22 protein-coding genes are annotated in these 24194 nt (G+C 68.0%); 12 read left to right on the top strand and 10 right to left on the bottom strand.

What is annotated here, in order from left to right:
* Positions 1-174: 174 nt before the first annotated feature.
* The 4 genes from D1832_RS10845 to D1832_RS10830 form a co-directional block, all read right to left on the bottom strand.
* On the bottom strand, positions 175-1266 hold the full coding sequence (locus tag D1832_RS10845) for an inositol-3-phosphate synthase (RefSeq protein WP_118913971.1): 1092 nt from the start codon (positions 1264-1266) through the stop codon (positions 175-177).
* Between the two features lie 41 nt (positions 1267-1307).
* The gene (locus D1832_RS10840; protein WP_241510980.1) at positions 1308-1913 is read right to left on the bottom strand and encodes a PadR family transcriptional regulator; all 606 of its coding nucleotides are present in this window, start codon (positions 1911-1913) and stop codon (positions 1308-1310) included.
* Positions 1914-2158: 245 nt separating this feature from the next.
* Positions 2159-2815 carry a prepilin peptidase gene (locus tag D1832_RS10835; protein ID WP_052946852.1) on the bottom strand — a complete coding sequence of 219 codons (657 nt, stop codon included), beginning with the start codon at positions 2813-2815 and terminating at the stop codon, positions 2159-2161.
* 125 nt (positions 2816-2940) lie between these two features.
* Complete coding sequence (locus tag D1832_RS10830; protein WP_118914017.1) at positions 2941-4077, bottom strand: DUF475 domain-containing protein; 1137 nt, start codon at positions 4075-4077, stop codon at positions 2941-2943.
* A 269-nt stretch (positions 4078-4346) separates the two neighbouring features.
* On the opposite strand from D1832_RS10830, the gene D1832_RS10825 reads away from it, so the two are divergent.
* The 4 genes from D1832_RS10825 to D1832_RS10810 are packed head-to-tail and all read left to right on the top strand — an operon-like array spanning position 4347 to position 7491.
* The gene (locus D1832_RS10825; RefSeq protein ID WP_241510979.1) at positions 4347-5630 is read left to right on the top strand and encodes a toxic anion resistance protein; all 1284 of its coding nucleotides are present in this window, start codon (positions 4347-4349) and stop codon (positions 5628-5630) included.
* 11 nt (positions 5631-5641) lie between these two features.
* The gene (locus D1832_RS10820) at positions 5642-6076 is read left to right on the top strand and encodes a hypothetical protein (protein WP_118913969.1); all 435 of its coding nucleotides are present in this window, start codon (positions 5642-5644) and stop codon (positions 6074-6076) included.
* On the top strand, positions 6069-6623 hold the full coding sequence (locus tag D1832_RS10815) for a TerD family protein (protein ID WP_118913967.1): 555 nt from the start codon (positions 6069-6071) through the stop codon (positions 6621-6623). The genes D1832_RS10820 and D1832_RS10815 overlap by 8 nt, the downstream gene beginning before the upstream one ends.
* Complete coding sequence (locus D1832_RS10810) at positions 6568-7491, top strand: hypothetical protein (protein ID WP_147362683.1); 924 nt, start codon at positions 6568-6570, stop codon at positions 7489-7491. The genes D1832_RS10815 and D1832_RS10810 overlap by 56 nt, the downstream gene beginning before the upstream one ends.
* A gap of 68 nt (positions 7492-7559) precedes the next feature.
* On the opposite strand, the gene D1832_RS10805 is transcribed toward D1832_RS10810, so the two are convergent.
* From D1832_RS10805 to D1832_RS10790, 4 genes are all read right to left on the bottom strand, one after another.
* The gene (locus tag D1832_RS10805) at positions 7560-8579 is read right to left on the bottom strand and encodes an ATP-binding cassette domain-containing protein (protein WP_118913963.1); all 1020 of its coding nucleotides are present in this window, start codon (positions 8577-8579) and stop codon (positions 7560-7562) included.
* Entirely contained in the window at positions 8576-9628 is a 1053-nt protein-coding gene (locus tag D1832_RS10800; RefSeq protein WP_047310877.1) for an ABC transporter permease, read from the bottom strand. The genes D1832_RS10805 and D1832_RS10800 overlap by 4 nt, the downstream gene beginning before the upstream one ends.
* A gap of 121 nt (positions 9629-9749) precedes the next feature.
* Positions 9750-9968 carry a biotin/lipoyl-binding carrier protein gene (locus D1832_RS10795; protein ID WP_118913962.1) on the bottom strand — a complete coding sequence of 73 codons (219 nt, stop codon included), beginning with the start codon at positions 9966-9968 and terminating at the stop codon, positions 9750-9752.
* Between the two features lie 182 nt (positions 9969-10150).
* Entirely contained in the window at positions 10151-11131 is a 981-nt protein-coding gene (locus tag D1832_RS10790) for a sugar ABC transporter substrate-binding protein (protein ID WP_118913960.1), read from the bottom strand.
* Between the two features lie 144 nt (positions 11132-11275).
* On the opposite strand from D1832_RS10790, the gene D1832_RS10785 reads away from it, so the two are divergent.
* Positions 11276-12223 (top strand): phosphorylase family protein, encoded by a 948-nt coding sequence (locus D1832_RS10785; protein WP_147362682.1) that lies wholly within the window; start codon positions 11276-11278, stop codon positions 12221-12223.
* Between the two features lie 76 nt (positions 12224-12299).
* Positions 12300-12995, top strand: a complete 696-nt coding sequence (locus D1832_RS10780) for a peptidylprolyl isomerase (protein ID WP_118913957.1) — start codon at positions 12300-12302, stop codon at positions 12993-12995.
* A gap of 142 nt (positions 12996-13137) precedes the next feature.
* Here D1832_RS10780 and D1832_RS10770 read toward each other — a convergent pair whose 3' ends face one another.
* Positions 13138-13863 (bottom strand): putative glycolipid-binding domain-containing protein, encoded by a 726-nt coding sequence (locus D1832_RS10770; RefSeq protein ID WP_118913955.1) that lies wholly within the window; start codon positions 13861-13863, stop codon positions 13138-13140.
* Between the two features lie 89 nt (positions 13864-13952).
* A complete protein-coding gene (locus D1832_RS10765; protein ID WP_118913953.1) occupies positions 13953-15404 on the bottom strand; it encodes a CCA tRNA nucleotidyltransferase in 1452 nt (483 codons plus the stop codon).
* A gap of 141 nt (positions 15405-15545) precedes the next feature.
* On the opposite strand from D1832_RS10765, the gene D1832_RS10760 reads away from it, so the two are divergent.
* The 6 genes from D1832_RS10760 to D1832_RS10735 all read left to right on the top strand — a co-directional run bounded on the left by D1832_RS10760 (position 15546) and on the right by D1832_RS10735 (position 24174).
* Positions 15546-16025: an NUDIX hydrolase gene (locus D1832_RS10760; RefSeq protein WP_047310871.1), complete on the top strand. Its 480-nt coding sequence runs from the start codon at positions 15546-15548 to the stop codon at positions 16023-16025.
* Positions 16026-16042: 17 nt separating this feature from the next.
* Positions 16043-18379 carry a DUF6049 family protein gene (locus D1832_RS10755; protein ID WP_118913951.1) on the top strand — a complete coding sequence of 779 codons (2337 nt, stop codon included), beginning with the start codon at positions 16043-16045 and terminating at the stop codon, positions 18377-18379.
* Positions 18380-18392: 13 nt separating this feature from the next.
* Positions 18393-20489 (top strand): murein biosynthesis integral membrane protein MurJ, encoded by a 2097-nt coding sequence (gene murJ / locus D1832_RS10750; protein WP_182434759.1) that lies wholly within the window; start codon positions 18393-18395, stop codon positions 20487-20489.
* 208 nt (positions 20490-20697) lie between these two features.
* A complete protein-coding gene (locus D1832_RS10745) occupies positions 20698-22554 on the top strand; it encodes a protein kinase family protein (RefSeq protein ID WP_118913947.1) in 1857 nt (618 codons plus the stop codon).
* The gene (gene sigM / locus D1832_RS10740) at positions 22551-23087 is read left to right on the top strand and encodes an RNA polymerase sigma factor SigM (protein ID WP_118913946.1); all 537 of its coding nucleotides are present in this window, start codon (positions 22551-22553) and stop codon (positions 23085-23087) included. Before D1832_RS10745 ends, sigM begins: the two co-directional genes overlap by 4 nt.
* 124 nt (positions 23088-23211) lie before the next feature.
* On the top strand, positions 23212-24174 hold the full coding sequence (locus tag D1832_RS10735; RefSeq protein ID WP_118913944.1) for a hypothetical protein: 963 nt from the start codon (positions 23212-23214) through the stop codon (positions 24172-24174).
* Positions 24175-24194: the final 20 nt, after the last annotated feature.

Here is a 24194-nt window from a genome sequence, read left to right as displayed (position 1 = left end):
AACAGAATCTCGCGTCAGCGCTCCTCCTTTTTTGGAGCGCTTCCTCAACGCTCACTACGGCAGGATCCTCGCTTCACTGCGGTCCTACCTCCGTTCGCGCACATGCGCCGCACCGAGCGCAGCGACTGAGCCTGCGAAGTCGCTACGCCGGAAGGCGCACCACACGATGCTTCGTCAGCGCTCCTCGGTGCCGGCGATGAAGGCCTCCAGCTTCGCGCGGCCCTCACCGTCCTCGCGCTGCTCGGGCGGGCTCTTCATGAGGTAGCTCGACGCCGACAGCAGCGGGCCGCCGACGCCGCGGTCCTTCGCGATCTTCGCGGCGCGGATGGCGTCGATGATGATGCCCGCCGAGTTCGGCGAATCCCACACCTCGAGCTTGTATTCGAGGTTCAGGGGCACGTCACCGAACGCGCGACCCTCGAGGCGCACGTACGCCCACTTGCGGTCGTCGAGCCACGCGACGTAGTCGCTCGGGCCGATGTGCACGTTCTTGTCGTCGATCTTGCCGGCGAGCGAACCCGACAGGTTCGACGTCACGGCCTGCGTCTTCGAGACCTTCTTCGACTCGAGGCGCTCGCGCTCGAGCATGTTCTTGAAGTCCATGTTGCCGCCGACGTTCAGCTGGTACGTGCGGTCGAGGGCGACGCCGCGGTCTTCGAACAGCTTCGCCATGACGCGGTGCGTGATCGTCGCGCCGACCTGGCTCTTGATGTCGTCACCGATGATCGGCACACCGGCGTCCTCGAACTTCTTCGCCCACTCCGGGTCGGAGGCGATGAAGACCGGCAGCGCGTTGACGAAGGCGACGCCCGCGTCGATCGCGCACTGCGCGTAGAACTTGTCGGCCGTCTCCGAGCCGACCGGCAGGTAGGAGACGAGGACGTCGACCTTCGCGTCCTTGAGCGCCTGGACGACGTCGACCGGCTCGGCGTCCGACTCGTCGATCGTCAGCGCGTAGTACTTGCCCACGCCGTCGAGGGTGTGACCGTGCTGCACCGTGACGCCCGTGGGCGGCACGTCGGCGATCTTGATCGTGTTGTTCTCCGAGTTGTTGATCGCCTCGGAAAGGTCGAAGCCGACCTTCTTCGCGTCGACGTCGAACGCAGCGACGAACTCGACGTCACCGACGTGGTAGTCACCGAACGTCACGTGCATGAGACCCGGCACGTGCGCGTCCGGGGAAGCGTTCTTGTAGTACTCGACGCCCTGAACCAGCGAACTGGCGCAGTTGCCGACGCCGACGATGGCGACGCGGATGGAACCCATTGAACTCACTCCTGATGGACGAGCCCCCAGAGGAAATGTGGTCAGACCTCGGAGGACAGCGGGCGCGGATCGGCAACGGCCTTCCGCTCGATCTCGATGAGTTCGTTCACCCAGCCCATCTCACGCTCCGTGGACTCCACGTCGTGGCGGAACAGCTCCGCGATGTAGGAGTCACGCGTACTGCGACTGTCACGCGCCTGTTCGCGGGAGCGTTCGAGACGCTCCTGCAGACGCAGGCGTCGCCCCTCCAGGATGCGCAGGCGCACCTCGGCGCTCGCGCGGGAGAAGAAGGCGAAATGCACGTCGAAGTTGTCGTCGTCCCAGGAAGCCGGGCCGGAGCGCGACAACTGATCGGCGAAGACGTCACGGCCCTCGTCCGTGATCTCGTACGTGATACGCGGGCGACGCCCCCCGGGCGCGAACGACGCGCTTTCGGTGATGAAGCCCTTGCGCGACAGCTTCGCGAGGCACGGGTACAGCGACCCGTAGCTCACGACACGGAAGGCACCGAGCACACCGGTGAGTCGCTTACGCAGCTCGTACCCGTGCAGCGGTGCTTCGTGCAGCAGCCCGAGAACAGCGAATTCGAGCACTGTGCCACGGCGTGACATGCGCTTCTCCTTCGTCTGGCCGGGTGGCGTGGCCATTCCCGCGTCCGATGCGAACGCTCATTCTTTCAAGAACGGCCACTGACGGGAAATGGCGAGCGGGTGAACGCTCGTCGACAGTTCTAGCAGATATATCGACTCGACATATCGAAAACGCGACGCCGAGTCCCTGGCCGTTCGCTGAGTCCCTCAATGTCGAACCTCATCGAGGTGGGTGAGCGCGGTCCGCCGCGATGAGTGAACTCGACGCGCGACGCAGGTGACCGCGAGTTGCCTCGTTGCGCTCAGGCGAGGCAGAGCGCGGCCAGGGCGCCGCCGATCATGAACGGCCCGAAGGGCATTCGCGCGCTCCGGCCTCGACCCCGGAGCATGAGGACAACACCCCACAGGCCACCGAGGAGGAAAGCGCCGAACGCGCCCGCCGCCCACGTCTCCCACCCGACCCAACCGAGCAGGCCACCGAGGGAGGGGGCCAGCTTCACGTCTCCCAGGCCCATGCCACGCCCACCACCGAGCAGCGCCAGCGCAAGGTAGAACAGCCCGAGCAAGGCTGCCCCGGCCAGCGCCCGCCGTGCTTCGAGCCAGCCGGCGGATGACGTCGCCAGCGTCGCGAGGGCGAGGCCGCAGGTCGTCACGACGACGCACGCCAGGGTGAGGCGGTTGGGCAGGCGGTGTTCGTCGAGATCGACGAGGGTGAGCGCGAGTAGGAGGGGCAGCACGAGGAGCAGGGCCGTGGCGAAACCCGGCGCCTCGTTCCACCAGCGCCCGACGATGCCCCCCGCGGCTACGAGCGCAGCGACCGCGAGCAGGGCCTCCCGGTCGCGTCGACGCTCGTACGCCGCTTCCGAACCGGGCATTGCGACCTCCGGGACGACATGACGCGTCATGAGCGCGAGGGCGCCCGCAAGGAACAACGCAGCACCCACCCAGCCCCAGAGCATGTCGTGAAGTGTGTCAGCGACCGTCGGCGCGTTGGCCGTTTGGCCACAAGCGATTTCACTGCAGAAACACCGGCGGCCGCACCCCCATGTGGGGTGCGGCCGTCGTTGACCAGCCTCGAGATCCGTCAGGCGTGGACGTGTTCGACCTCTCCACCCTCGGCGGCAATCCGCTTGTTGCGGCGTACCGACGCAAGGAAAGCGGCACCGATGAAACCGACGCCGATGAGGCCGGTGATGACCTCGGGAACCTCGTGCTTGATGCTGATGAACAGGATCGTCGCGAGCGCCCCGATGGCCCACATGGCGCCGTGCTCGAGGTAGGCGTAGTCGTCGAGCGTGCCCTGACGCACGAGGTAGACCGTGAGCGAACGGATCCACATGGCGCCGACGCCGAGGCCGACGGCGATGATGAAGATGTCCTGGCTGATGGCGAAGGCGCCGATGACGCCGTCGAACGAGAACGACGCGTCGAGCACCTCGAGGTACATGAAGAGGAAGAACGCGGCCTTGCCCGCGGCCTTGCCGACGCCGGGCAGTTCCTTCCCGTCCTTGCCGTTTTCGGCACTCTCCTTGCTGTCGGCCTCCGCCTCGTCGGCGTCGTCCGCGGCGTCGTGTTCGGCCAGGCCCTGCTGCTCGAACAGGTCGCCCAGACCACCGACGAGCAGGTACGTCATGACGCCGAGCACCCCGGAGAACAGGACGGTTCCTGCGTCCTCGGCGAGGAACTGCGAAGCGAGCACGAGCACGAGGAGCGCCACGACGACGGAGAGCTGGTCGAGCTTGCCGATCTTCGCGAGCGGACGCTCGATGGGCTTCAGCCACTTCACCTTGTGGTCCTCGAACACGAAGTTGAGGAACAGCATGAGCAGGAAGGAACCACCGAATGCCGCAATGCTCGGGTGAGCCTCGTGCAGCATGTAGGCGTACGTGCCGGGCGTCTCCTGGTCACCGCCCTTGATGGCGAGGTCGATGGCCTTCATCGGGCCGACGCCACCCGTCAGGCAGACGATGAGCAGCGGGAACATGAGGCGCATACCGAAGACGGCGATGAGGATGCCGACCGTGAGGAAGATCTTCTGCCAGAACGCGTTCATCCGCTTGAGGATCGTCGCGTTGACGACGGCGTTGTCGAAGCTGAGCGAGACCTCGAGCACGATGAGGATGGCGACGATGGCCAGGCCGGAGGCTCCGCCGAGGAAGAAACCGCCGACGAGGCCGGCGACCGTGATGGCCACCGACCATCCGAACGTCTTGAGAAGCATGGAGAACACTTTCCGGGGAGCGGGCACGAACCGGGCACACCCGACCCTGGGAAATGGGCGTGCGGAGGCTCTTGAACACCCAGCGTAGCGCCGACACGCCTGAGCCCCATCGTCCGACGATGTATGTGCGCTCCCACGCAGACGCGTCGAACCGGGACAACCGCTCCACCTGCGGGAACGCCCCGCGCCACAGGCTCGTTGTCGGGTGGGTGGACTAGGCTCGAAGACGAGCTCCTTCATTCGCCCTGAACCTTCGCAGGAGAGGCACGATGACGAACCCCGGACAGCAGCCGTACCAGGATCCGAATCAGCAGTACGGCGGGGCCCAGGCACAGCCTCAGCAGGCTCCCCAGGCCCAGCAGGCCCCCGAGCCCGAGACGATGCTGGCGCCGCCGAAGGCCGTCGACGTCGTCGAGCCGGAGAAGGCCGCGGCGATGGTGCCCATCGACGAGCAGGCCAAGCAGGTGGCCACCACCGAGGCCACGCAGACGGTCGCGCGCTTCGAGGAGATCGACCCGAACGACCCGCAGTTCCGTGCGCGGCTCAAGGAGATCACCAACATGGGCCGCGAGGAGTCCATGAAGGCGACGCAGGTGAGCAACTCGATCCTGCAGCGCCCCTCCCTCGCGGGTAAGGACTCGTCGCAGACGAAGGTGGGCAACACCCTCGTCGAACTGCGCCAGACGATCACCGACCTCGACCCGCACCGCGCCGACCTCAAGGGCGCGAAGAAGGTGCTCAAGTGGCTGCCGGGCGGCGACAAGGTCGACCGCTACTTCATGAAGTACCAGTCGAGCCAGACGCACCTGAACTCGATCATCGCCGCGCTGGAATCGGGTCAGGACGACCTGCGCAAGGACAACGCGGGCATCCAGCTCGAGCAGACGCGGCTGTGGGACGCGCTTCTGCGTCTGCGTGAACTCGACGAGAAGATGACGCAGCTCGACGGCGCGATCGAGCAGCGCGTGGCCGAACTGCAGGCGCGTGGCGACACGGAGAAGGCCGACGCCATGAAGTCGCAGGTGCTCTTCACGGTGCGCCAGCGTCGTCAGGACCTCGCGACGGAGATCGCCGTCGCGACGCAGGGCTACATGTCGCTCGGCCTCGTGCTGCAGAACAACGACCAGCTCATCCAGGCCGTCGACCGCGCGAAGTCGACCACGGTCGCCGCGCTGTACACGGCCGTCATCGTCTCCGAGGCGCTGGCTCGCCAGAAGCTCGTGCTCGACCAGATCAATGCACTGCGCTCGACCACGTCGAACATGATCGAGGCCACGAGCAAGCAGCTGCGCACGCAGGGTGCGGAGATCAACGCGAAGTCGACCGAGTCGCTCGTCGAGGTGGAGAAGTTGGAGAACGCGTTCACCAACGTCTTCGCCACGATGGACGCCATCGACTCCTACCGCGCCGCCGCCACCGACTCGATGGCGCAGACGATCTCGTCGCTGCAGACGCAGATCAAGCGCGCCGAGCCGTACATGGAGCGTGCGCGCAAGGAGCAGATCGAGAGCAACGAGTCGCGTAACAGCGGTCAGCTGCCGGGCCGTTCCTGAGGTGATCTGACGTGGGGTGGTTCTCGCGCGACGAACCGCAGCGCCCTAGCGGCCCGACGCCCGGCACCGTCGAAGCCGTCGGTGCTGCGCTCGTGCCGTACGTGCGGTGGTTGCGTTCGCTCGGCAGTCAGGTGCCCGGGCGGGCCATGGTGTTGTGCCGGCTCATCGGCGACCACCTGGAGGACGTCGTGGGCGACCCGTCGGCCAAGTTGCTCGACGTGCAGACGCTCGTCACGTTGGAGCGCACCGCGAGTGCCCACGTGCCCGACACGATCAACGCCTACCTGGCCGCGCGCGGCGTCAGCGGGGCGCAGGACATGCTCATCCGGCAACTGACGACGATCGAGGGCGTCGCGGCGTCGGCTGCGAAGCGTTCGATCGAGAGTGCCCGTGACGCCCTGGAGATCCAGGGCGCGTTCCTCGAGGAGAAGTTCGGACATGGCTGACACGACGAATCTGGCTCCCGGAGACGGCCTCCCGCTCGGGCCTGACGCGGGTGTGCGCGTGCTGTCGATCGACGTGCGCTGGAACACGGGTACCGAGACGGCGCTGTCGGAGCGCATCGGGCTGGCCGCCATGCCGCTCGTGCGCGACCGCGTCGAGAGCCGCGAGCACGTCGTCCACTCGAACCAGCCGGCCACGCCGGACGAGACGACGCGGCTCGGAGCGTCGAACGGCGTGGTCGAGGTCGACCTCGCCGCGGCGCCCGCGGACGTCGAGCGCGTCGTCGTGCTTGCGTTCGTCCACCCGCGAGCCAACGCGTCGAAGCGCACCCTCGACGAGGTCAGCGACCTGTCGATCACGTTCCGTGACGACGCGTCCGGCCGCGAGATCGCGCGCACGGACAACCTGGCGCGCGCCATCGGTCCGGTGACGGCGGCCGCCGTCGCCGAGGTCGTACGAGACGGTGACGGGTGGCGCGTCAACGTCTCGGCGCGTGGTTTCGAGGCCGGGCTCGACGGCGCGCTGCAGCAGGCGGGGAGCCGGCTGTGACGCTGCAGCCCCCTCCTGGCTACAACTCGGGCGACGCGGCGCGTCACGAGCCCTCACCCCAGCCCGCCCCGGTGCCGCCGCAGGCGCCGAGGCAGCCGCGCGTCCGAGCGACGTCCCCGACGCGCAGCTCGGCAACCCTGACGGCGCGTGGTTGCGCGTCATCAGCGCGGAGCCGAGCCCGGTGCATCTGTCCGACAGTCAGCAGGGCGAGCGCGTCGAGACGGGTGAGATCGAGGCGGAGGCACCGAGCGCGGCGCCCACGCAGAGCCTCGGTGGGTCGTGGGGCGGCAGCGAGCCGTCCCCTGCGTCGAGCAGTTCAGTGGCTGCGCCCCGGCACAACACTGGACGCAAGAGTGTCGATGTCGTGCCTGCGCGCCGTCGACCGTCGCGGCCGCCACAGGGCATCAGCCTCGTCGGTGGGCGCACCGTGAAGCTGCACCGCGTCGTGGCGCTCGACCGGTTGGCGTCGGGCATCGGCTACCTCACGGTCGAGTGGCGCGTGCGTCAGCGCGGGTTCGACCTGCTGGCGCTGCAGGACGGTTCAACCGTGGCGGCCCGCGCCAACACCCTGACGATCGACCTCACGCAGCCGATGAACCGCGTCCTCATCGCCACGGGCACGCAGGGCACGATGCCTGTGCCCGCCTCGGAACTGCGCGTGAGCAACGGCTCGACGCAGGTCATCATCCCCATCGACGGCGGCACGAGCCTCGGCGTCTGGCCGCGGCTGACCCTGACGCGGGTGGACGAGTTCGTCGTCATCCGCCACGAGCACGACCCGCTCTCGGGCATCCTCTCGGCCGTTGCGGGCGCGTACGGCTACGACGAGCGCAACTTCGTCCTCGCCCACTCGCACGTGCTGCGCTGACGCCGGCGGCCCGAACGCACGAGTGCCCCGGAATCGCCGAGCGATCCGGGGCGCTTCGGTGTGGGGCGTCAGTCGACGTCGAGGGGTGAGGTGCTCACCGTGACGTCGTCCTTGCGCAGTTCGTGCTCGAGGGCCTCGAGTTCGGAGACGCCGGCCATCTGGGCGGTCAGCTCGTCGAGGCTGACCTCGTCCTTCGACGCGTCGAGCGCCACACGGCCGAGCTTGAGCACGACGAAGTGGTTGCCCACGAGGTAGGCGTGGTGCGGGTTGTGCGTGATGAGGACGACGCCCAGGCCCGCGTCGCGGGCCGCCTGGATGTACTTGAGCACGACGCCGGACTGCTTGACGCCGAGCGCCGCCGTCGGCTCGTCGAGGATGATGACCTTCGCGCCGAAGTAGATGGCACGCGCAATGGCGATGCACTGCTTCTGACCACCCGAAAGCCCACCGACCGGACGGTCGAGGTCGGGGATGACGATGCCCATCTTCGTCAGCTCTTCGCCGCAGATGGCCTTCATCTTCTTGATGTCGAGCACGCCGAACGGGCCGCGCGTCAACTCGTTGCCGAGGAAGAAGTTGCGCCACACCGACTGCAGCGGAGCGAGCGCGAGATCCTGATACACCGTTGCGATACCCGACGCCAGCGACTGGCGCGGCGAGCTGAAGTGCCGCTCGTCGCCGGCCACGAGCATCGTGCCCGACGTGTAGTCGTGCAGGCCCGACATGATCTTGATGAGCGTCGACTTACCGGCCCCGTTGTCGCCGAGCACGCACGTCACTTCGCCCGGGCGGACGGTGAGGTCGACGCCGCGCAGTGCGTCGACGTTCCCGTACGCCTTGCCGACGTCGAGGAGCTGCAAGAGCGCGTCGGGATCGGCGACGTCGTCGCTCGTCGCCCGGCCAGCCGGCGTCGAGTCGATCAGCGCGTTCTCACGCTCCGCGGGCGTCTCGGCAGTTTCACGTGAAACGGCGTCGCGCTTCGTCGCGTCGGTGCCGTCGACCGGCAGACTTCCGGGTCGCTCGGCGGGCTCGCCGCCGGCACTACCCTTGCCGGGCTTCTCGGGCTGCCCCGTCTTGATGCGGATCATCGTGAGTCCGCCTTTCGCTTGACGAAGGTATTGAGCAGCGTGGCCGCGAGGAGCATGACGCCGAGGAACGCCTTGAACCAGTCGGGGTTCCAGCCCGCGTAGTTGATGCCGAGCTGCGTCATGCCGAACATGAGCGCACCGAGGCTGGCGCCCACCGCCGAGCCGTAGCCGCCCGTGAGCAGGCAGCCACCGACGACTGCGGCGATGATGAAGATGAACTCGTTGCCGATGCCCTCACCGGACTGGACGCGGTTGAACGCGAAGAGCAGGTGCATGCCCGACAGCCAGGCGCAGAAACCGATGAACATGTAGAGGCCGATGCGAACCTTCCACACCGGCACGCCGACCGCGCGAGCGGCCTTCTCGTCGTCACCGATGGCGAAGATCCAGTTGCCGATCTTGGTGCGCAGCAGGACGAACGCGGCGATCACGGTGAGGATGATCCAGAAGATGATCGGGATCTTGATGTTGACGGGGCCGATCGAGAACGACGCTCCGAAGATCGCCTTCGCCGAGTCGAAGCCGGCCATGTCGCTGATGTCGTTGCTCGCCACGCCGCCGGTGACGGCGCGCGTCAGACCGAGGTTGACGCCTTGGAGGACGAAGAACGTCGCCAGGGTGATGAGGAAGCTCGGCAACCCGCTGCGGTTGAGCATGAAACCGTTGATCGCGCCGATCGCGAGCGCGATGAGGAGGCTCAGCCCGACGGCGGCCCACACGTGGAAGTTGAAGTACCAGGCGAGCAACGACGCCGACATTCCGGCGGTCGTGACGGCGACACCTGCGGAGAGGTCGAACTCGCCGGCGACCATGAGCAGCGCGACGGGCACGGCCATGATGCCGATGGTTGCGGCCTGGTAGAGGATCGTGCCGGTGTTCGCCATGTGGCGGAACGGCTCGGCCACGATGAGGAAGAACAGGGCGATCGCGAGAACGCCGAAGAGCGAGCCGATCTCGGGGCGGGAGAGGTATCGCGCCAGAACGTGGCGGTTCCTCACCCGGTCGTCGGCAGCGCTCGACGAGTCGCTCGAAGTGGCAGGAGTCGACACGCGGAACTCCCTTTCGGATGTGCGGCATGGCGAAGGGGCGCCCTCGCCGTCCTTCATCGTAGGTCACGCGTGTATCGACTCGATACATTTCGTCGTCAGCGGGTCGGCCTCCCGGCCGGTGTCACTGCAGGACGACGAGCACTTCACCTTCCTGCACGACGTCACCGGGCTCCACGCGGATCTCGACGACCGTGCCGGGTTCCTCGGGCACGACCGGGATCTCCATCTTCATCGACTCGAGGAGCACGAGCTCCTCACCGGCCTCGACCTTCTGCCCGACGCGCACCGCGACGGAGTGAACGTTGGCGACGAGGTCGGAGGCGATGTGTTGGGCGGCCATGCTGGCATCGTCGCAGAGCCGATCGGTTACCCGCGCGTCCCACCGACGAGTAACTGTGGACGCGTCACACCCCAAGGCGCAGGCGAGACGTCGAACCCGTCGAGCCTCACCCACGACGATGCCCGCCGCCCTCGACGTGAGGTGCGGCGGGCATCGTCAGGCGTGATGCGTCCGGGTGAGGATCAGCGGCGACCGCTCTTGGCGTACTTCTCCACGTCGGCCACGTTGTTCTTGTCGATGAACGCGGGGCCGGTGAGCACCGGCTGGCCACCACCGACGATGTTGCCGTTGTTCTTGCGCAGCCACAGCGAGTCGACGGCGAGGTAACCCTGGAGGTACGGCTGCTGGTCAACAGCCCACTGCACGGAGCCGTTCTTTATCGCGCCGATGACCTCGCTCGAGGTGTCGAACGTGAACACCTTGGCCTTGGAACCGGATTCCTTGACCGACTTCGTCGCCGTCATCGCGTACGGACCACCGAGGGCGAGCACGGAGTCGATCGTCTTGTCCTGCTGCAGCTTGCTCGTGATGGCGCTCTGCACGCTCGGCATGTCCTTGCCGTTGACGTAGAAGTTCTCCGTCTGCGCGAACTTGCTCTTCACACCGGCGCAGCGGTCGGTGTGGCCGACGTTGCCCTGCTCGTGGATGACGCACAGAACCTTCTTCGCGCCACCGGACTTGAGCTTGTCGCCCGCGGCCTCACCGGCGATCTTCTCGTCCTGGCCGTAGTAGCTCTCGACGCCCATCTTCTTCCAGTCGTCGAGACCACCGTTGAGGGCGACGACCGGAATGCCGGCCGTGCGGGCGGCGTCGACGGCGCTCTTCATAGCGTCAGGCTTCGACAGGGTGACGGCGATGCCGTCGACCTTCTTGTCGATGGCCTGCTGCACGAGGTTCGCCTGCTTCGGGCCGTCGGGGTCGGCCGTGTACTCGAGCTTGACGTTGTCCTTGGCCGCCGCGTCCTCGGCGCCCTTGCGGACGATGTCCCAGAACGTGTCGCCCGGGCCGGAGTGCGTGATGAGCGCAACCGTCATGCGCGGCGTCGTGGCCTTGCCGGCGTCCATCGACGCCTGCTCCTCGGCCTTGCGGCCACCCGTCGCACTGCAGGCGGTGAGCGACGTGGTGAGGACGGCGACGGCCGCCATCGACAGGGACTTACGCATGGGCGTTCCTTCCAGAACAGGCCGAACACATGTGCGGCCAGAGGTATCGCCGTCCATTGTGCACCACGCAATGTCTCGGTTCGATACATCCGGAGTCCGCCGGGGAGTCCTCCTGTGCGCACGCTGCCGCGCTACGTTGAAGACATGACGCAGAGCCAGACCCACGGATTGCCCTCTTGGCCCACCGACGCGGCCGCGGAGTTCAACGCCGCGATGACGCTGGCCGACTCGGCCGCCGCCTACATTCGGGCCGCCTCCGGCGTCGAGTACGTCGACGCTCTCCTCATCCTGGGCACGGGATGGCGCGGAGCCTTGGACGCGCTGACGGGGACTTCCGCCGCAGACGAGAGCGACGCCGACGGTTTCACGGGAAACATCGACGCAGAGACGTCGGTCGAGGTGCTGTGGCGTGCCGACGCACCGTCCGTGCCGGGCTTCGTCGAGCCCGTGGCTGAGAACAACCGTGCCGAACTTCTCCTCGTGCGGATCGGTTCGGACGATACCGACGACGTGGCCGGCGATGTGCGCCACGTCCTCGTCCAGACCGGGCGAGCGCACCTCTACGACGGGTACGGGGTGCACGCCGTCGTCCACCCCATTCGGGTTGCGGCGGCACTCAACGCCGAGCGTGTCGTGTTCACGAGTGACTGCGGCTCGCTGCGCGACGACATCGCCCCCGGCACCGTGCTCATCATTCGTGACCACCTCAACCCAACGTTCGCGACGCCGCTCGTCGGCTCGGCGAAGTTCGCGGATCTGCGCGGCATGTGGTCGCAGAACCTTGCCGAACTCGCCCGTGAGCACGAGCCGTCGCTGCGTGACGCGTGCTTCGCGTTCGTGCCCGGGCCTCAGTACCAGACCCCGTCCGAGGTGAAGATGCTGCGCAACGCCGGGGCGGACTGCGTCGGGATGTCGACCGTGCTGGGTGCCCTTGCAGCCCGCGAGCGCGGCATGGAGATGGTCGGCCTGTCGGTCGTGTCGTCGGCGGAGACGAACAACGATCCGAACGATCCGCTCGCGGTGCTGCGTGAGGCCCGCCGCGCAACGGAGCGTCACGCGGGCCTGCTACTGCACCTCGTGACGGTCGACTGATCGGCGACCGCCCCGACACGTCGTCGCCCCAGCAGTTCTCGGCGCCCCCGCGCGTCGGCGAAGTACCCTGCGCAGCATGAACCTCTCGCTGTCCCGCCGCACCGTTGCCCTCGGCCTGCTCGCCGGTTCGCTCGCTCTCGCCGGATGCGGCAAGGACGACTCGTCGTCGGGCTCGTCGAGTTCGGGAGGCTCGGGCAGTGCGAGTGCGTCGACGCAGTGCCCGCCGGCCGACGGTTCCGCGCAGAAGAAGCAGAGCTTCGAGGACGCCCCGCCCATGTGCATCGACGCGAACAAGACCTACACCGCGACGATGACGACCGACGCCGGTGATGTCGTCATCACGCTGGATGCGAAGAAGGCACCGAAGACCGTCAACAACTTCGTCGTTCTCTCCCGCTACCACTTCTACGACGGCGTGAGCTTCCACCGCGTCATTCCGGGCTTCATGGCGCAGGGCGGCGACCCGAAGGGTGACGGCACGGGCGGGCCGGGCTACACGATCGAGGACGAGTTCCCGCAGCAGGGCGAGTACAAGGAGGGCTCGATCGCGATGGCGAACACGGGTCAGCCGAACTCGGGCGGCTCGCAGTTCTTCATCGTCACCGGCGATTCCGGCACGGCACTGCCGCCGCAGTACACGCTCTTCGGCCAGGTGAGCAAGGGCATGAACGTTGTGAAGAAGATCGAGGCCGACGGCAACCAGGACGGTTCGCAGGAAGGCACGCCCGTGAAGAAGCACACGATCACGAGCGTGAAGATCGAGGAGAAGTGAGCCGCGATCTGCCCGAGGAGCTCTACGACGAGGAATCCGACGGCGTCCGCCGCACGCTCGACGCCGGCGGACTGAGCACGAGAGACGTCGGCCGCACCAGCGGCCGGGCTTCAGACGTGGTCACGCTGCAACCGAGAGCGGGTCAGTCGACGTCGATGCGCGCCGCGAGTTCGGGGTAGGTGACGACGAGGCCGTGAGCGTCGACGGCGAGGTCGACGCTCACCTCACGCGTTGCCGAGCGGTAGTGCACGACGGAGACGACGCGATCGTCGAGGGCCGACGCGATGTCCGAAAGTCCCTCGGGGCCCGAGGAGTACACCTGCGCCGACGGGATGACGGCGAGGTCGGGCAACGACACCCACGCCGTCGTGATAGGACGCTCCCCGACGCCGGCCGCGTCCACGCCGAGCCGGCGGATCGGCATCGTGTTCGTCAGCGGGCACCCCGCGAGATCGACGTCGAGGGCCTCGACGAAGAGTTCCAGCGCGTCATCTGCGATGCCGATCGGGCCGAAATCGCCCGGTACATCACCGGATTCGCCGCTCTCGCACCGCCACACGGAGCGCGACCCTTCGTCACGACGCCACAGGTTGAGGTGGCGCTGCCACACCGGCTCGAGCGAGCCTCCGGACTCGTTCGGGTCGTCGAGTTCCTCGGCCGCTGACGACGGTTCGTAGCCCTCGACGTCGACGGTGAACAGGCGCGTGCGCCACGCCGAGTCGACGACGAGGTCCCACTGGGCGCGGTAGCACTCCGTCGACTGCCGCCCCGTGGCGACGAAGCCGCCGTCGGCGTCGAACTCAACGGACGCGACGTCGAGACGCGCCTCGTCGTCCAGCCCGCGCCAAGCCACCTCAACCGTCGTCATCGCGCCACTCCCTCTCGCATCAGCAGATGACACGTGCAGCCATCACGCTACGCACGCGACCTCGGCCGGCACCCGAAGAACACACGGTTTCAGCCCTGCGACTCAGGCTGCTCGGCCCACCACGTCCGTAGCCGGTCGGCCGCCGCCTCCTTGCCGATGACGCCCTCGTCGAGGCGCACCGACAACAGGTACTGGTAGGCCTTGCCGAGCACCGGGCCGGGCTTGATGCCTAGCACCTCGGCGATCTCGTTCCCGTTGAGTTCCGGACGAACGGCAGCAAGTTCCTCCTCGGCCTTCAACCGCTCGATGCGGGCCTCGAGGTCGTCGTAGGTGGCCTGCAGGCGAGCTGCCTTGCGCTTGTTTCTCGTCGTCGAATCGGCGCGCGTCAGCAGATGCAAGCGTGAGAGCAACGGTCCGGCGTCCGTGACGTAGCGGCGCACCGCCGAGTCCGTCCACTCCCCGTTGCCGTAGCCGTGGAAGCGCAGGTGCAGCTCGACGAGCCGGCACACGGCCTTGATCGTGTCCTTGTCGAAGCGCAGCTCCCGCAACCGCTTTCGTGCGAGCTTCGCACCGACGAGCTCGTGGTGGTGGAAGCTGACGCCGCCGCCCGATTCGAAGCGACGCGTGTCCGGCTTGCCGATGTCGTGCAGCAGCGCGGCCAGGCGCAGCACGAGGTCGGGCCCTTCGACGACCTCCGCCTCCTCGACCCCGGGAACGTCGCGCGGACCCTCGAGGTCCGTCGCCTGCTCGAGCACCGTGAGGGAGTGCTCGTACACGTCCTTGTGACGGTGGTGCTCGTCGATCTCCAACGCGAGCGCCGGCACCTCGGGCAGCACGTACTCGCAGATACCCGAGTCGACGAGCGCCGTCAGCCCGCGCCGCGGCGCCGGCGACATGAGGATCTTCACGAGCTCGTCACGCACCCGCTCGGCGGAGATCATGCGGATCGAGCCCGCCATCTCCGTCATCGCCGCGAAGGCCTCGGGAGCGATGTCGAACGACAGCTGCGAGCTGAACCGTGCCGCGCGCATCATGCGCAGCGGGTCGTCACCGAACGAGACCTCCGGCGACGTGGGTGTGCGCAGACTCCGCGCCGCCATGTCCGCGAGGCCGCCGTACGGGTCGACGAAGGTGAGGTCGGGCAGTCGCAGCGCCATCGCGTTGACGGTGAAGTCGCGACGCACGAGGTCGTCGTCGAGCGAGTCGCCGAACTCGACGACCGGCTTGCGCGTCTCGCGGTCGTAGGCGTCGGCGCGGTACGTCGTGATCTCGACCTGAAAATCGCCCTTACGGACGCCGATCGTCCCGAAAGCACGCCCGAGATCCCACACGGCGTCAGCCCATCCGGCGACGATGCGCTCGGTGTCCTCAGGGCGCGCCGACGTCGTGAAGTCGAGATCGGGCGACGTGCGCGCGAGGAAAGCATCACGCACCGGCCCACCGACGAGGGCGATCTCGTGGCCCGCCGACGTGAAGCGTTCACCCAGTTCGCGCAACATCGGCATGACCGGTTCGAGGTGCGAGACAGCCTCGGCCAGCATCGTCGCTCCGCTCGGTACCGACCCGTTCGGTCGGTTTTGCGCGGGCTGAACGGAGGCTGCTCGAGTAGGCGTCACCGGCCAAGGGTATCGAGGGGCCCGGCGGCACCAGAATTTCCCAGCCGCTCTCGTTAAGGTGGAGTAATGACCGTCTCCTCGTCGCGCATGCAGCGGGCTTCACGCCTGGGCTCGCTGGAGGAGATTTCTGCGGGCGGAGTCGTCGTCGACGTTCGTGACCAGCAGGCCTATCTCGCTCTCATCGCGCGGCACAACCGAGCCGGACGCGTCGAGTGGTGCCTGCCCAAGGGCCACATCGAAGAAGGCGAGACGCTCGTGCAGACGGCCGAGCGCGAGGTCGAGGAGGAGACCGGCATCAAGGGCCGCGCCCTCGTCACGCTCGGCGTCATCGACTACTGGTTCTCGATTCCGGGCTTCCGCATCCACAAAATGGTCCACCACTACCTGCTCGAAGCGGTCGGCGGAGAGATCAGCATCGAAGGTGACCCCGACCACGAGGCCATCGACGCGCGCTGGTTCCGCCTCGACCGCGCCCACGAACAGCTGACCTTCCCCAACGAGCGCCGCATCGCAGCCACCGCCTGGGCCCGGCTCACCGGACATTGATCGGTTCCGGCCCCCAGATGACACGCTCCGCGACGACCCACGCGCTCGTGGCGGCCCTCGTCTGCCTGCTCGCGCTCCTCGGCCTCGCTCCTGCTGTGAGCGCCGCACCACCGAGCCTCCGCTCGAACGTCAGCGCGCTCCCACGGCCCGGAATCGTCACCAACGGCGACGTCCGGATGTGGATGACGAGCGGCGCTCCGGCCACAGCGACGACGGGTTCCGGCACCACTGTGAGCGTCATCGTCGAGAACACCGGTGACACGCCCATCGACGGAGCCACTCTGCGTGCTCGTGTGGGTACTCGGCCTCTCGACTCCCTCGCCGCGCAGCAGCGGTGGGAGGAGGGAAAGCTACCGCTCGGAGCGTCGGCGTCCGCCGACGCCGATGTGCCGACGATCCCGCCCGGCACCTCCGAGACGGTGAAGCTGTCCCTCACCTCGAGCGAACTCGACCTCAGCTACACGATGGCGACGCTGCCGCTGCGTATCGAACTGCGCGGTGCCGGCCGACCCACGACGAGGCTCCACAGCTTTGTCTCGTGGGCTGCGAAGGACGCCACGTTCACGCGGATGTCAGCGTCCGTCGTCGTGCCCGTCACCCTGCCGAACGACCCGAAGCTCCTCACGGCCACCGGCGAGGAACGCCTCGAGGCGTGGCGCAAGGCGATCGGTCCGGGTTCGACGATCGAGCGGCTCATCACCTCCGACCCTGGCGTGCCCGTCACGTGGCTCATCGACCCTACGGTGCTCGACCCCGCTGCGGCTCAGGACGGCACTCTCCCCACGGCCGAGCAGGAAACGACGGAGGCGAGCCCGGCGTCACCGTCTGCCTCCCCCACGTCCGACGGCACGTCGAGCCCGTCCGAATCGGCGTCCGGCTCCGCATCGCCGTCGAGCGAAGGTTCGACGGAGTCGAACTCCTCGGGCACGTCGGAGCCTTCAGAGAGTTCGGAGTCGACGGATTCCGCCGACTCGGGATCCACGTCGCCCGGCACCCAGCCGAGTGAGGCCGCAGCGAGCGTCGACGAACTGGCGGCGAACCTGCGGGCCAAGCTCGCCGAGCGTCCCGGCAACCAGAGCATCGCCTTCACGCCCTACGGCGACCCCGACCTCTCCGCGCTGACGAGCGCCCGGCGCCCCGCCGGGTCGCAGAAGATCCTCGAACGCTCGCTCTCGCGCCCGCTCTCGAGTGAGCTGTCCGAACTGTCCGAGACGGTCGTCGCGGCACCTGTCGCGCCACTGGACGCCGGCTCCACCGCCCGGTTGACCGCCGCGTGGCAGAAGACGCGTGGCTCGCGGCCCGTGGTTCTCACCCCGAACGTCTCCCTCGACCGCACCGACGTCGCTGCCGTCACCTCGGCGACACGACGTACGACGAATCAGGTGACGATGGTCGGGTACAACGCACCGCTGAGCCGCACGCTCAACGACGCGTCCGTGTCCAACGCCGAGGCCGCTGCCTCGCTGCGCGCATCGAGTCTGGCGATCTACCAGCAGCAGCCCACCGCCGAGCGCTCGCTCGTCATCATGGGCGGGCGCGAGACCGTCCCCGTCGGTCGGCTGAAGGCGATCGCCTCGGCTCTCGAGCAGGCACCCTGGGTGCAGCCGGCAGCTCTCAGTACCGAGGAATCCACCTCGGCGCCCGTCGTCGATCTGACACCCCAGGCCCCGCCGTCCGAAACCGTGTGGCCGCGAGTCGCCGCACCCGCCTTCGACGCCGGCGACATCACGACTGCCGACAAGACCATCGCCACCCTGACGAAAATGGCCGAGATCGTCGTGGACGGCGATGACATCGTTCCCGCCTGGACTCGCAACCTCGACCAGGTGACGAGCACCCGCTGGCGCGGCGACCCGGCCGACGTCGACGGTCTCGTCGAGCACGCGTCGTCGACCGTCTCCGCCATCCCCCAACAGATCGCCGTCGTGCCGTCACGCGTCAACTTCTTCTCCGATTCCGGTCCCATCAGCGTCACCGTCAAGAACGGCCTGGCCCGCGCCGTCCACGGCATCGAGGTCAACCTCACGCCGCGGACCTACGCCGTGCGTTTCCGCAGCCAGCCGGACGCCGTCGACATCCCCGGCAAGGGACAGACGTCGGTGCGCGTCCCCACGGTTGCGCAGGCCGCCGGACGCGTGAGCGTCGACGCGAAGGTCACTGGCCCGGGGGACGTCCGCCTCGGCGAGAGCGACAAGCACGGGGCCGAGATCGAGATCAACGCGCGTCCCACGGGTACCTGGATCTTCTGGGTGCTCGGTATCGTGGCGTTGCTCGTCTTCTGCTATGGCCTCGTGCGCAACAGGCAGAAGGGCACCCGCCGACGCGATGAGCTCGCGCGGGACATCCAGTTGTAGGAGCACCCTGCCCATGTCGAACGACGGCCCCGGCTCTCTCGGCGCGCTGTACGAATCCAGCGCCCGACGGCACGTGCCGCAGATGCCCTCCGTCGCGGGCACGAGTATCGGCTCGGCCTACGACGCCTGGTTCGAGGCCGACCAAGAGGCTCAGTGGCTGCGCAACCTCGACGAGAGTCGAAGCCACGCGAGCAGCGACCACACGCAGGTCATCTCCCGCTCCGACGTCGACGCCTACCGCGAGCGTCGTGAGGCCGAGAAGACGTGGGACACCGACGCCGACGCCGCGCTCAACGTCTCGAGCCGTTCGCGCCGCGAGGCCGGCGTTTCACGTGAAACAGGGGGTGCGCCCGCAACCCAGGCGCTTCCACAGACCTCCCCCGGCGAGGTCGGTGGCAACGCAGCCGACCAGGCCGCCGACACGGGCGGGCGCGGCGGAATCCTGCGCAGTTCGGCCATCATGGCGGCCGGCACGCTCGTCTCGCGCGTTCTGGGCTTGCTGCGAACCTCGATGACGGTGGCCGCCATCGGTCTGAGCACCGGCGTGGCGAACACGTGGGACGTCGCGAACACGCTGCCCAACATCATCTACCTGCTGCTCGCCGGTGGTGTCATCAACGCCGTCCTCGTTCCACAGATCACCCGTGCGCTCGAGCATTCCGACGGCGGCAAGGCGTACACCGACCGCATTCTCACGCTGACATTCATGATCCTGGCGGGCGTCACCGTCGTCTTCATGGCAGCGGCGCCACTCGTCTATCGCCTCTTCGACAACAACAACATGACCGACGACAAGGCACACGTGGCCTTGATCTTCACCCTGTTGTGTCTGCCGCAGATCTTCTTCTACGGCCTCTACACAATCCTCGGTCAGGTGCTCAACGCCCGGGGTCGCTTCGGTGCCTTCATGTGGAGCCCGGCCCTCGCGAACGTCGTCATCATTGCGGGCCTCGCAGCCTACATCCTCATGTACCCGCACGGCGCCAACACGCCTGGCTTCAGTGGCATGACGACCCAAATGATGATCATGCTGGCTCTGCCCGCGACGTTGGGCATCTTCGCCCAGGCCGTCGTGCTCATCCCGCTCCTCAAGCGCGCGGGATACACCTACTCGCCGAACTTCCAGTTCCGCGGCGTCGGCCTGCGCAGCGCCTCGACGATGGCCGGATGGGCCTTCGCCGCCGTCATCGTCCAGCAGATCGGCCTCGTCGTCACGACGCAGCTGCTCTCCTCCCAGCCCGACGGCCAGCCGAACAAGGCAGCCCAGAGCAACGCCTTCCTCCTGTTCAGCCTGCCCCACTCGCTCATCACGCTTTCCCTCGTGACGGCGCTGTTCACGCGCATGTCGGTGGCGGCCGGTCGCGGCGAGACGCAGAAGGTCAAGGACGACATGACGACGGGTATCCGCCTGTCGGGTATCGCGTCCGTCATGCTGACGTTCGGCTGCTTCGTCCTCGTCTTCCCCCTCGTGGGCCTGTGGGTCGGGCCGGTCGAGTCGAGCCTGTGGGCCATCGGATCGATCGCCATCACGATGATGATCGGCCTCGTGCCGTTCAGCCTCTGCCTCATCATCCAGCGCGTGTTCTACGCCTACGGTGACGCCAAGACGCCCTTCTGGATGCAGATCCTGTGCACCGGCACCGCCATCGGGCTCACCCTCCCGTGGTTCAACTGGCACAACCTCACCGAGGAGATCTTCGGGCGTGCGCTGACCGACTGGACCGGGCTGCAGGGTGCCCACTTCTTCGGCCAGCCCGGCGTCCACTGGGTCGGCGTCGGCGTCGGCCTGGCGCAGACGTTGTCTAACCTCGTCCAGGCATCCGTCGGTTTCGTCCTGCTCAAGCGCAAGATTGGTCACGTGCCGATGTCCGAGACGGTACGCACGTACGTACGTCTCGCGATCGCCTCACTGCTCGCCACGGCTGTCGGCTTCCTCGCGCAGCTTCCGTTGCACGACGCGCTGCCGGTGTCGCGTTTCGGTTACTTCCTCGAGATCGCGGTCGTCGGCTCGATCTTCCTCGCGGTGTACCTGTTCGTCGCGAACCGCCTGCGGGTGGAGGAGATCAACAGCCTCACCGGACCCGTCGCGCGGCGCCTCAAGCGTTCCTGACCTCGAAGCCCGCCGGCCCTCCTCGGGGCGGCGGGCTTCGCGCTCGACGGGGCCCGGCGTTCGGCGCGCCGAACGCCCCGCGATACCGGCCGGTTGTCAGGCCCCTTGCTTAGGATGAGCCGAGCCTGCTGTCGCCCGCGCTCACCCGACGTCCAGCGTCGTACACGGACGGCAGCGACATCGATGGCGTCGACGACGAGGAGTTCGAGTGCAGGGCATCACCAAGGGCACAGTGCTGGGAAACCGGTACGAACTGACGTCCGAGATCTCGGACGCGCCCGGGCTCGCCCGCTGGCTCGCCCGTGACGAGAAGCTGGGCCGCGAGGTCGCCATCACGGTATTCGGCTCCAAGTCCTCCCATGCCGCGGCTGCGCTCGACAGCGCCCGCCGCGCCGCCGGCGTCGAGGACGACCGCCTCGTGCGCGTGCTCGACGCAGGGAGCGACGACGACCACTCCTTCGTCGTCGAGGAGGCCCACACGGGCGCGCACAGCCTCGCAGATCTCGTCCGCTTCGAAGCCATGCACCCGGAGGAGGCTCGCCGCATCGTCGGTGAGACTGCGAGCGCCCTCGAAGCCGCGCGTCAGCGGGGCCTGCACCACCTCACGCTCTCCCCCCGCCACGTGCTGCGCCTCGCAGACGGTTCCATCGCCGTCACACAGGTGGCCGTCGGAGGCGCCCTCGCCGGCCGTGACGACATCTCCTCCGCCGAGGCCACCAAGCGTGACGCGGCGGCGTGCGTCAAGCTGCTCTACACCGCGCTCACGGGCGAGTGGCCGGGCAAGGCCGAGGAGATCACCGGCCTCAAGGGCCTCACCGTGGCCGAGCGTCGCGCCGACGGACAGATCGCCACCCCGTCCGAGGTCGTCGACGGCATCCCGAGCGACCTCGACACGATGTGCCGCCAGTCGCTCAACTACGACGAGACACCGCGCACGCCAGGCGAGGTCGCCCGTCAGCTCGCCCCCTGGTCGGCACAGATGATCACGGCTCCCGGCAAGGGACGACGCTCGGACGACGCCGCGAGCGACGAGGACGAGAAGGACCAGAACTTCACCGTGCGTCGTGCCGCCGACCGCACCGAGGGTGAGGGCCGACGCGGCGTCGGTGCCGTCGGCGCGGCCGCCCTGGCCGCCGCAGGCACCGCGGGCGCCGCCAAGGGTGCTCGACGACTCAGCAACGCCGACGACGACACCGATCCGGGCGCCCGGGCAGAGGGCCCGGGCGCAGCCCTGCCGCGCAAGCCCGCGCCCCGTGCGGCGAATGAGCAGGATCCGGCGGACGCGACGATGATCGGCCGCCCGGTCCAGTTCGACGCCGACGAGACCACCCAGTTCTCCCTCGATGACGAGGACGCGGCCTACCACCGCACGACGTACGACCCCTCGTTCGAGGAGCTCGAGCCGCCGGTCCCCGGTTTCCACGGCGGCACCGACGACCCCGACGCGGGCAGCAGCAAGCTCGCGCTCGGTATCGTCGCGCTCTTCGTCATCGGTGCCCTCGTGCTCGCTGTCCTCGGCATCCGCGGCATCGGTGGTAATGCCGACACCCCTGCCGCGTCCAACTCCGCCTCCGCGTCCTCGGGCGCTGCGTCGTCCGGCGCGTCGCCCTCGGGCTCGGCCAGTCGGGCCGGCACTCCCGTGAAGGTCCAGAGCGCCTCCGTCGTCAATCAGCGCGGCATGCGCGTCAACGACTCCAGTTCCATGGCGCAGGCTGTCGACGGTGACACCAGCACAACATGGAAGAGCCTTCTGTATCGCAACCGCCCCTGGGGCGGTTACCCGGGTTACGGTGGCCTCGCACTCAACCTCGGCACCTCGACCGACGTGAAGAGCATCAAGATCACGCCGGGCGAGGGCCAGCCGCTCACCGCCGACGTCTACGTCGGTGACGCGCCCGGCACCGCGGGCAAGAAGGTGGGTTCGGTCTCGAATGCGACGAGCCAGCAGACGATCTCGTCCACTGCGAAGGGAAGCTACGTGACGATCTTCATCACGACGCAGAGTCTCGCGCCCGGCACGTCCTACTACCAGTCGGCCGTCTCCGAGGTCTCGGTAGAGAAGTGAACGGCTACGAACTTCGCGAGTTGAGCGACGTCGCTCTCGTCGACGCGTATCGCGAGGGCAACGCCGACGCTTTCGGAGTGCTGTTCGAGCGCTACAAGGACAAGATGTGGGCCGTGGCGTTGCGCACGACCCGCGACCAGGAGCTCGCCGCAGACGCGGTCCAGGAAGGCTTCATCGCTGCGTTCCGACGCATCGACTCCTTCCGCGGCGACGCCCAGTTCTCCACGTGGCTGCACCGCATCATCGTCAATTCCTCCCTCGATCGACTACGCCGGCTCAAGCCCACGCAGGAGTGGCCGGAGTACGACATCGCCGACAAACGCGACGAACACGCACAGACCGACGTCCGCCTCGACGTGCGCGAGGCCCTCGACAAGCTCCCCGAGGGCCAGCGCGTCTGCCTCGTGTTGCTCGAGATGGAGGGCCTGTCCGTCGCCGAGGTCGCCCAACAACTCGGCATCGCCGAAGGCACCGTCAAGTCCCGCTGCGCCCGTGGGCGCACCGCTTTGGCCGAGCTCCTCGGGGTCACCTGAACGCGCCTCGCCGGCTCCTCACGCAACGTTCCGAAAAATTCTCGAACCGTGATGGAACCGAAGCGCCGACCCTCGCGTCGGAGACCATGAAGCGAACGTATGCCCAGCAGAAAGGAGGCCCGAGATGACCCGGAACTTCCGTGACGAGTGGGAGGCGGCCAACAGCGGCCGCTCGAAGGACGAGCAGCCCGCCGACCTCGCACCCGAACACGTCCAGGACGAGATCTCGGCTCTGCTGCGCCGCAGCGCAGCCGAGGACGGGCCCGAACTCGCCATGCCCAGCGATGTCGAGGCGCGTATACGTGAGGCGTTCAAGGCTGAGTTCGGCGACCGCGCCTCCGGATTCGACGAGAGCAAGCGGGCCTCGTCCGGCAGCTCCACCGTCGTGCCGCTGCCGGCCCGTCCGCGCCGCACCGAATCCGCGCAGCGTGCCGAGTACGACCCCGACGCCACGCGCCCGGCGTCCGTGACGCCGTCGCGTCCCGCAGCGGAGACGTCCGCACGCGCCGACTCCGAGCGTGATCACTCCGTCGCCTCGCTCGACGCGCACCGTGCCCGCAAGAAGGGTGGCTTCGGCAAGGCCGCGCTCGCGCTCGGTGCTGCGGCCGCCGTCGCCATCGGTGCCGTCGGCGTCTCGAAGTCGCTCGGCGGCAACGACGACGCCCAGGTCGCTGACGGCCCGAGCCCGTCGTCGTCGGTGAGCAGCGGAGCGAACGACGGCACGCAGAACTACGCCTCGCGGGTGCGCGTCACCCAGACCGAGACGCAGTACACGTCGGACTCGCTCGCCACGCAGGCGGCTTCGCTGCCCACCTCGACGAGCACCCCGATCGAGCCCAAGCAGGCCGACGCCCAGTCGCTCGGCCCGCTGGCCACCGGCACCGGTGTACAGTCCTGCCTCGACGCCGTCGACGCCGGCCTCGCGCAGGCGCCGGACAAGGTGTACGCCGACTTCGGTTCCTACGACGGCCAGCCCGCCGTCATCGTCGTCACGGTCAAGGACGGCAAGAAGACGGCGTGGGTCGTCTCGCGCACGTGCAGCAAGGCCGATGACCTCAAGGCGGGGCCGACGCCCATCTCCACCTGATGCCGAGCGCGCGTGTGCGC

Source organism: Dermacoccus abyssi, assembly GCF_003515945.1.
Classification (GTDB): domain Bacteria; phylum Actinomycetota; class Actinomycetes; order Actinomycetales; family Dermatophilaceae; genus Dermacoccus; species Dermacoccus abyssi.
Note: the sequence above shows the minus strand (reverse complement) of the source record. Positions and strands in the feature narration are given on the sequence as shown.

What these genes read in the sequence shown, in the direction of transcription:
- D1832_RS10845 (WP_118913971.1), bottom strand. Translation starts at nt 1,266, where the DNA reads ATGGGTTCCATCCGCGTCGCCATCGTCGGCGTCGGCAACTGCGCCAGT.
- D1832_RS10840 (WP_241510980.1), bottom strand. Translation starts at nt 1,913, where the DNA reads ATGGCCACGCCACCCGGCCAGACGAAGGAGAAGCGCATGTCACGCCGT.
- D1832_RS10835 (WP_052946852.1), bottom strand. Translation starts at nt 2,815, where the DNA reads ATGCTCTGGGGCTGGGTGGGTGCTGCGTTGTTCCTTGCGGGCGCCCTC.
- D1832_RS10830 (WP_118914017.1), bottom strand. Translation starts at nt 4,077, where the DNA reads ATGCTTCTCAAGACGTTCGGATGGTCGGTGGCCATCACGGTCGCCGGC.
- D1832_RS10825 (WP_241510979.1), top strand. Translation starts at nt 4,347, where the DNA reads ATGACGAACCCCGGACAGCAGCCGTACCAGGATCCGAATCAGCAGTAC.
- D1832_RS10815 (WP_118913967.1), top strand. Translation starts at nt 6,069, where the DNA reads ATGGCTGACACGACGAATCTGGCTCCCGGAGACGGCCTCCCGCTCGGG.
- D1832_RS10805 (WP_118913963.1), bottom strand. Translation starts at nt 8,579, where the DNA reads ATGATCCGCATCAAGACGGGGCAGCCCGAGAAGCCCGGCAAGGGTAGT.
- D1832_RS10795 (WP_118913962.1), bottom strand. Translation starts at nt 9,968, where the DNA reads ATGGCCGCCCAACACATCGCCTCCGACCTCGTCGCCAACGTTCACTCC.
- D1832_RS10790 (WP_118913960.1), bottom strand. Translation starts at nt 11,131, where the DNA reads ATGCGTAAGTCCCTGTCGATGGCGGCCGTCGCCGTCCTCACCACGTCG.
- D1832_RS10785 (WP_147362682.1), top strand. Translation starts at nt 11,276, where the DNA reads ATGACGCAGAGCCAGACCCACGGATTGCCCTCTTGGCCCACCGACGCG.
- D1832_RS10780 (WP_118913957.1), top strand. Translation starts at nt 12,300, where the DNA reads ATGAACCTCTCGCTGTCCCGCCGCACCGTTGCCCTCGGCCTGCTCGCC.
- D1832_RS10770 (WP_118913955.1), bottom strand. Translation starts at nt 13,863, where the DNA reads ATGACGACGGTTGAGGTGGCTTGGCGCGGGCTGGACGACGAGGCGCGT.
- D1832_RS10765 (WP_118913953.1), bottom strand. Translation starts at nt 15,404, where the DNA reads ATGCTGGCCGAGGCTGTCTCGCACCTCGAACCGGTCATGCCGATGTTG.
- D1832_RS10760 (WP_047310871.1), top strand. Translation starts at nt 15,546, where the DNA reads ATGACCGTCTCCTCGTCGCGCATGCAGCGGGCTTCACGCCTGGGCTCG.
- D1832_RS10755 (WP_118913951.1), top strand. Translation starts at nt 16,043, where the DNA reads ATGACACGCTCCGCGACGACCCACGCGCTCGTGGCGGCCCTCGTCTGC.
- murJ (WP_182434759.1), top strand. Translation starts at nt 18,393, where the DNA reads ATGTCGAACGACGGCCCCGGCTCTCTCGGCGCGCTGTACGAATCCAGC.
- D1832_RS10735 (WP_118913944.1), top strand. Translation starts at nt 23,212, where the DNA reads ATGACCCGGAACTTCCGTGACGAGTGGGAGGCGGCCAACAGCGGCCGC.